Origin of the sequence: Pseudoalteromonas sp. SR45-6, assembly GCF_014163545.1 — a bacterium.
GTDB classification, from domain to species: Bacteria; Pseudomonadota; Gammaproteobacteria; order Enterobacterales; family Alteromonadaceae; genus Pseudoalteromonas; species Pseudoalteromonas rhizosphaerae.
The window spans coordinates 1-7,479 of sequence record NZ_JACJDM010000092.1 but is presented as its reverse complement, the minus strand read 5'-3'; the positions used below and the strand labels follow the sequence as shown (position 1 = coordinate 7,479).

Below are 7,479 nucleotides of genomic sequence, written 5' to 3'. Positions count from 1 at the left end.
GCGGTAAGCGGTAAGCGGTAAGCGGTAAGCGGTAAGCGGTAAGCCAAAAATTTGAGCGTTGCAAATTATTATGTCAACACTTAAAAAGCACTCGGACAGCTTAAAACTTATAGCTTACCGCTCTAAAGCTAAATTTTCATACACACATATTTTTCTTCGAGGTACTCGTCGAGCCCTTGGTGGCCACCTTCGCGACCAAGACCTGACTGCTTAACCCCACCGAACGGTGCCACGGGGTTTGATATTAACCCTTCGTTAATACCTACCATGCCGTACTCTAACGCTTCGCTCACTCGGTATATTTGTTTCAAATCTTGGCTATAAAAATAAGCAGCTAAACCATAAGGCACATCGTTGGCCAGTGCTAAAACTTCAGGCTCTTCATCAAATACAATGATACTCACCACCGGGCCAAAAACTTCTTGATGGTAAATGTCCATCTCCGCAGTTACCCCATTTAAAATAAGCGGTGCTTGATAGTTACCACCAAGCTCAACATTATCACCTATTTGTACCGCACCTTTTGCTTTGGCATCTGCAACCAACTCTTGTACTTTTTGCTTAGCTTTAGGATAAATCAACGGCCCTATATCTGTTGCGTCATCAAGCCCATTACCGACTTTCAGTGCTGTAACTTTTTTAGCTAATTTATCAACAACTTGATCAAGCACGCTACGCTGTACAAAAATACGGTTAGCCGCGACGCAAGTTTGCCCGCCATTTCTAAATTTTGCCCCCATAAGTCCCGTTACCGCTTCATCCAAATCGGCATTATCAAAAATAATAAACGGCGCGTTACCACCAAGTTCCATTGAAGTACGCTTAATAGTAGGGGCACATTGTGCAAGTAATTGCTTACCTACGCCCGTTGAACCGGTAAAAGTGAACTTACGAACAAGTTCAGATTCAGTTAGTAACTCACCCACCATTTTAGCGTTTTCAGAGAGCAATACATTAAAAGCGCCTTTTTCAAAACCGGCTTGGTCAGCCAAATAAGCTAATGCTAAAGCACATAAAGGTGTATGTTCCGAAGGTTTTAGTACAAAGCTACACCCAGCGGCATAGGCTGGTGCAACTTTACGGGTAACCATAGCAATTGGAAAATTCCAAGGAGTTATGCCTGCAACCACGCCAATAGGCTGTTTAAAACTAGTTAAACGATGATTGTCATCAGTGGCGGGGATCACATCACCATAGCTACGTTTGGCTTGCTCTGCGAACCACTTAATAAACCCAGCCCCATATTCAACTTCACCAAGGGCTTCTTTTAATGGTTTACCTTGCTCTTTAGTCATTAATTCAGCAAGGGTTTGTTTATGCTGCATAACCAGTTCAAACCAACGCATTAATACATTACTACGCGTTGTGGCATTGGTGGCTTTGAGTTTAATAAATGCGCCGTGAGCGGCGTTGATGGCTTTATGAACCCCATCATCATCGATATCACTTACCATGATGATGCTTTGCTGTGTAGCGGGATCATCAACACTAAAGTGTTTTTCAGTGGAGTAAAACCCACCGTTAATGAAAGAGTCGTTAAATAGTAGATTATTCATAAAACCTCCAAAGCAATTATTACGGCATATAGCCAATGTTATGTTCACCACTGATAAGTGAAAGGTACGAGGTTAAAGGCAAAGACTAGCTCCACCTAAAATCTAACATCTCAATACAACCGCGCGGCATAAAGCCGCGCCTACGCAAATTCAAACATTGATGCCAAACCCGTAGCCGCGTGAGCGTAAATGAGAAGACATACCCTTCACTTATCTCTAAAGCACAGCACTCTCTTAACCTCTTTGTGAATAAATCACTTAAATCTTTCGCGGCTAAAGCAGGCTCCTACGCAAATTCAAACATTGATGCCAAACCCGTAGGCGCAAGTTTACCTCGCGCAATTTTCCACCTTTATAAACAAAAACACCGCGTTCAAATTGAGCGCGGTGTTTTCTTTAAAGCTTAAGGCTTACAACTTATAGCTGCGCTTTAAATCAATGCTCTTCATTAACGATATTGAGATTGTACTTCGGTATTTCAACTATTAAGTCTTCATCACGGATTATTGCTTGGCAACCTAGGCGTGATTCAGGCTCTAAACCCCATGCTTTATCTAGCATGTCGTCTTCAAGCTCGTCGCTTTCATCAAGTGAGTCAAAACCTTCACGAATAACTAAATGACAAGTGGTACACGCACATGACTTTTCACAAGCATGTGGAATACTGATACCGTTTTTAAGTGCAACATTAAGAACTGTTTCACCACTTGGTGCATCAATTGCAGCGCCGTCAGGACATAATTCCGGATGGGGAAGAAAAATAATTTGTGGCATTCTAACCTCTTTTAAACGTTGTCTACTGACTGCCCTTGCAGTGCTTTTTTGATCGATGCATCCATTCTTAACTCAGCAAATTTACTGCTGGCGTTATCAACTTTCTCAATGGCTGCTTTTATTTGATTTGGCTCGGTAGCTGTCTCACGAACTGTAACTAGCTTCGCTATTTCAGCGTTCAAGTTAGTTAATTCATGTTCAGCAAGTAAAGCACTGTCTGTTGCTAATGATGCATAAAGTGCTTCGATAACACGCAATGCTTCAACTTGTTGCTCTTTGAGCATACGCGCTTGCATATCATCTTTGGCATTAGTCATCGACTCTTTAAGCATATTAGCTACTTGGTCATCTGACAAACCAAACGATGGTTTAACCTGGATTTCAGCTTGTACGCCAGTTGATTTTTCCATTGCAGATACGCTAAGTAAGCCATCGGCATCGACTTTAAAGGTCACACGAATATGCGCCGCACCGGCTGCCATTGGTGGAATACCTTTTAAGCTAAATTTAGCCAATGAACGGCAATCATCAACTAGCTCTCGTTCACCTTGCAATACATGCAGAGACATTGCAGTTTGACCATCTTTAAAAGTGGTAAACTCTTGTGCTCGTGCTACAGGTATAGTGGTATTACGCGGAATAATCTTTTCCACTAAGCCGCCCATAGTCTCAAGGCCAAGCGACAGTGGTAATACATCAAGTAACAACATGTCTGAATCAGGTTTGTTGCCCACTAACACATCCGCTTGTAATGCTGCACCAAGTGCAACGACACGGTCCGGATCAATAGAGGTAAGCGGCTCTTTATTAAAAAATTCAGCGACTTGGTTGCGTACGATTGGCATACGGGTTGAACCGCCGACCATAACTACTTGCAGTACTTCGTCATTTGTAATGCCAGCATCTTTAACTGCACGGCGACACGAACGGAGTGTTTTTTTCACCAGCACCATGGCTAGTTCTTCAAACTTTTCGCGAGTGACTTCAACCGTGTATTTTTCATCATCAAACTCAAGACCAACATTCACTTTAGCATATTGGCTTAGTGCTTCTTTACAAGCTTTAGCTTTATTAATAAATAAGCGTAATACTGATGGAGATAGCGTCATCACACCGGTTTCACGTTTAAAATGATCCACTAATAATGAGTCAAAATCATCGCCACCTAGGCTTGAATCACCACCGGTTGCCAGTACTTCAAATACACCTTGGTTTAAACGCAAGATTGAAATATCAAAGGTACCGCCGCCTAAATCATAAACTGCGATAATGCCTTCTTGGCCTGAATCCAAGCCATAAGCAACTGCGGCTGCAGTTGGCTCGTTTAATAAACGCAGTACATTAATACCAGCAAGCTCTGCGGCATCTTTGGTGCTTTGGCGCTGTGCATCATCAAAATAAGCAGGTACTGTGATCACGGCACCTAAAATATCTTGCCCTGCAAAGCTTTCTTCGGCGCGTTGCTTTAATGCTTTTAAAATATCGCTTGATGCGGTGATTGGGCTGATGTTGCCAGCCGCGGTGGTAATCGCTAATGCGCCATCATGCTGACAAAAATCATACGGTAATTGGCCGTAGCTTTGCTCTATTTCAGCTTGAGTTTTACCTAAAAAACGTTTAACTGAAATTAAAGTATTCACAGGATCTTGTGTTGCAGCTTGAGCGGCAAGTTCGCCTACTGTTATACCATCAGCGGCGTAACGTACAACAGACGGTAACATGGCTGCGCCATTAACATCGGTTAATGTACGGGCTTCGCCACTTTGTACTGTCGCAACAAGTGAGTTGGTAGTACCAAGGTCAATACCAATTGCTAACTTATGTTCATGTGGTGCCGCGCTCTGCCCCGGCTCAGCAATCTGCAATAATGCCATAATGATCTTTAACTCTTGTTTGACTTACCAATGGTGCAGTAAGTTAGATAATTAATCGTCGAATAAACTGTCTTCAATACGCTCTAATTCATCTCGTAATTTATACACGAACTTTAATTTTCGAATGCTATCAGCGGCTAACTGCCATTGCTGCTCGTCATTACTTGCCAATTGCTCAGCAAGTTGCGCACTGTATTGAGTGTCTAGTTGTTTTATTTGCTTCTCGAACTGAGCAATCGCTGTGTCTGGATCATCGCTTGTGCTTAGCTCTTCAAGCTCTTCACGTAATTCCATTTGCTGCATTAAAAACAGTGGATCTTGTAGTGTTTGCTGCTCGGCACGAATATCAACACCCAATTCACTCAGCATGTATTCTGCGCGTTTTACCGGATGCTTTAAAATTTGTAAGGCATCATTAATTTCTGCGGTATTTTGTACGGCTAATAACTTATCACGGCTGCTGGCATTGGCATGGCGATCTGGGTGAACGGCACGCTGGAGTTCGAGGTAATTCTTAGTTACTTTTGCCAAATCTACATTGTAATCAACGGGTATCGCAAACAATTCAAAATAGCGCATAATTCCAACCATGCCAACAATCTATTGGCTTAAAATTCAGATAGAACAAAGCCCTACAGGTGCAGGGCTTAAGAGTACAATCACTTTATTGTTTATACTGTGAAACTTTCGCCACAACCACACTCATCAGCTTGATTTGGGTTAATAAATTTAAACCCTTCGTTCAAACCTTCTTTAGTGTAATCAAGCTCGGTGCCATCAATATAAACTAAGCTTTTAGCGTCGACGATTACTTTAACCCCTTTAGATTCAAATACTTCGTCGCCTTCAGATAACTCGTCAACAAACTCAAGAACATATGCAAGACCTGAACAGCCCGTCGTTTTAATGCCTACGCGCAGGCCTAAGCCTTTTCCGCGATTTGCTAAAAATGATTCTACGCGGTTTACTGCCGCTTCTGTCAATGTCACTGCCATGATTTATCTCTTACTTCGCTTGTTTACTTTTGTAATCTGCAATTGCTGCTTGAATTGCATCTTCAGCTAAAATTGAACAGTGAATTTTCACTGGAGGCAATTCAAGCTCAGCACTGATATCAGTGTTTTTGATCATTGCAGCTTCATCTAATGTCTTGCCTTTAACCCACTCTGTTACAAGTGACGATGAAGCAATTGCGCTACCACAACCGTATGTTTTGAATTTAGCATCTTCAATTATGCCTGCAGCTGATACTTTAATTTGCAGCTTCATTACGTCACCACATGCTGGTGCGCCAACCATACCCGTTGCTACTGATGGATCATTTTTGTCTAATACACCTACGTTACGTGGGTTTTCAACATGATCGATTACTTTATCACTATACGCCATAATTCTATCCTCATTACCTGCTAGTGGATGTGCTCGTCAATTAATGATGAGCCCATTCAACTGAATCTAAATCAACACCCTCTTGATGCATTTCCCAAAGAGGAGACATCTCACGTAAGCGACCGATAGAGTTTTTCATTAAATTGACGGTATAATCAATCTCTTCTTCGGTGGTAAAACGACCAATACTAAAACGAATTGAGCTGTGTGCTAATTCATCGTTGCGGCCAAGCGCACGTAATACATAAGAAGGCTCTAAACTTGCTGAAGTACAGGCAGAACCTGATGATACAGCAATATCTTTAACAGCCATCAATAACGACTCACCTTCAACAAAGTTAAAGCTGATGTTAATTATTCCTGGTACTGATTGGTCCGGCGTACCGTTAAAGTACACTTCATCCATATCAGCCATAATGCCATCAATTAAACGCTTACGAAGCGCGCTGATGTGAGCATGATCTTTTTCGAAATCTTGTTTGGCAATTCTAAATGCAGCACCCATACCAACCAACTGGTGAGTCGCTAGCGTACCAGAGCGCATTCCACGCTCATGACCACCACCATGCATTTGTGCTTCTAAACGAGCACGCGGTTTACGGCGAACATACAATGCACCGATACCTTTCGGGCCATATACTTTGTGCGCTGAGAAAGACATAAAATCAACTTTAAGCTGTTGCACGTCGATTAAAACTTTACCGGCACTTTGTGCAGCATCAACGTGGAACATGATTTTACGTTCGCGACACATTTCGCCAATAGTCGCGATATCTTGAATTACACCTAGCTCGTTGTTTACATGCATAATGCTCACTAACACTGTGTCATCGCGCATTGTGTCGGCTAATTTTTGTAAATCAAGTAGGCCGTTTTCTTCAACGTCCATATAGGTTACTTCAAACCCTTGACGCTCTAGCTCACGACAGGTGTCGATCACTGCTTTATGCTCAGTTTTAGCGGTAATAACGTGCTTACCTTTCTTTTTATAAAACTGTGCTGCGCCTTTAATTGCAAGGTTGTTTGATTCTGTCGCACCCGAAGTGAAAACGATTTCACGTGGGTCTGCGTTAATTAAATCTGCGATATCAGTACGAGCTTGATCAATCGCTTCTTCAGCTTGCCAACCAAAACGGTGTGAACGTGATGCAGGGTTACCAAAATTGCCATCCATTGTTAGGCATTGCATCATTTCTTTTGCTACACGCTCGTCAACTGGCGTGGTTGCTGCGTAATCTAAATAAATCGGTAACTTCATTTCTTTCTCCGCTGGACGCCAACTTATAGTTGGCAGCTTACTTGAATATTTTCCAATTGCTTGAGTGCATTATTAACGCTGTTATCTTGGCGAGATGAAACTTCCTTCACATCTGACTTTTCCACCAATTCAGCAAGGGTAATACCGTTTAAAAAGTCTTCTATTCTGGTACTTAGATCAGACCATAAGGTGTGAGTTAAACACCGCATACCGCTTTGACAGCCGCCCGTTGCACCATGGCATCGGGTTGCATCTATTGATTCATCAACGGCGTTGATCACATCACCAACCGAAATTGCATGCGTTTCTCGACCGAGTAAATAACCACCACCAGGTCCACGCACTGAGCTGACTAAACCACTTTTACGTAACCGGGCAAATAACTGCTCTAGATACGACAAAGAAATTTCTTGTCGTTCTGAAATATCAGCAAGGGGAACTGGCCCTACATTTGTATGTAGCGCAACATCCAGCATCGCTGTGACGGCATACCTGCCTTTTGATGTTAACTTCATGGAGCCCCCGCACTAAAGAGTGCAAATTTTAATTACCAGAGTAAAATAGTCAAGTATTAAATAAAGTCTAGGTTCTAGGTTCTAGGTTCTAGGTTCTAGGTTCTAGGTTCTAG

At 42.4% G+C, this 7,479-nt stretch carries 8 protein-coding genes; all 8 read right to left on the bottom strand.

Annotation, left to right across the window (positions count from 1 at the left end; genetic code table 11):
* Nucleotides 1-128 precede the first annotated feature (128 nt).
* Nucleotides 129-1,556, bottom strand: coding sequence for an NAD-dependent succinate-semialdehyde dehydrogenase (locus tag H5158_RS21755; protein ID WP_182740888.1), 1,428 nt, complete (start codon nt 1,554-1,556; stop codon nt 129-131).
* Nucleotides 1,557-1,991: 435 nt separating this feature from the next.
* On the bottom strand, nt 1,992-2,330 hold the full coding sequence (gene fdx / locus H5158_RS21750) for an ISC system 2Fe-2S type ferredoxin (protein ID WP_145236547.1): 339 nt from the start codon (nt 2,328-2,330) through the stop codon (nt 1,992-1,994).
* An 11-nt stretch (nt 2,331-2,341) separates the two neighbouring features.
* Nucleotides 2,342-4,204, bottom strand: coding sequence for a Fe-S protein assembly chaperone HscA (gene hscA, locus H5158_RS21745; RefSeq protein ID WP_145236544.1), 1,863 nt, complete (start codon nt 4,202-4,204; stop codon nt 2,342-2,344).
* Between the two features lie 51 nt (nt 4,205-4,255).
* Nucleotides 4,256-4,783: a co-chaperone HscB gene (gene hscB, locus H5158_RS21740; protein WP_182719621.1), complete on the bottom strand. Its 528-nt coding sequence runs from the start codon at nt 4,781-4,783 to the stop codon at nt 4,256-4,258.
* Nucleotides 4,784-4,875: 92 nt separating this feature from the next.
* Nucleotides 4,876-5,199 carry an iron-sulfur cluster assembly protein IscA gene (gene iscA / locus H5158_RS21735; protein WP_145236536.1) on the bottom strand — a complete coding sequence of 108 codons (324 nt, stop codon included), beginning with the start codon at nt 5,197-5,199 and terminating at the stop codon, nt 4,876-4,878.
* A gap of 10 nt (nt 5,200-5,209) precedes the next feature.
* Nucleotides 5,210-5,593, bottom strand: a complete 384-nt coding sequence (iscU, locus tag H5158_RS21730; RefSeq protein WP_145236533.1) for a Fe-S cluster assembly scaffold IscU — start codon at nt 5,591-5,593, stop codon at nt 5,210-5,212.
* A gap of 40 nt (nt 5,594-5,633) precedes the next feature.
* Complete coding sequence (locus H5158_RS21725) at nt 5,634-6,851, bottom strand: IscS subfamily cysteine desulfurase (RefSeq protein ID WP_149980538.1); 1,218 nt, start codon at nt 6,849-6,851, stop codon at nt 5,634-5,636.
* 23 nt (nt 6,852-6,874) lie between these two features.
* The gene (gene iscR, locus H5158_RS21720) at nt 6,875-7,366 is read right to left on the bottom strand and encodes a Fe-S cluster assembly transcriptional regulator IscR (RefSeq protein WP_145236527.1); all 492 of its coding nucleotides are present in this window, start codon (nt 7,364-7,366) and stop codon (nt 6,875-6,877) included.
* Nucleotides 7,367-7,479: the final 113 nt, after the last annotated feature.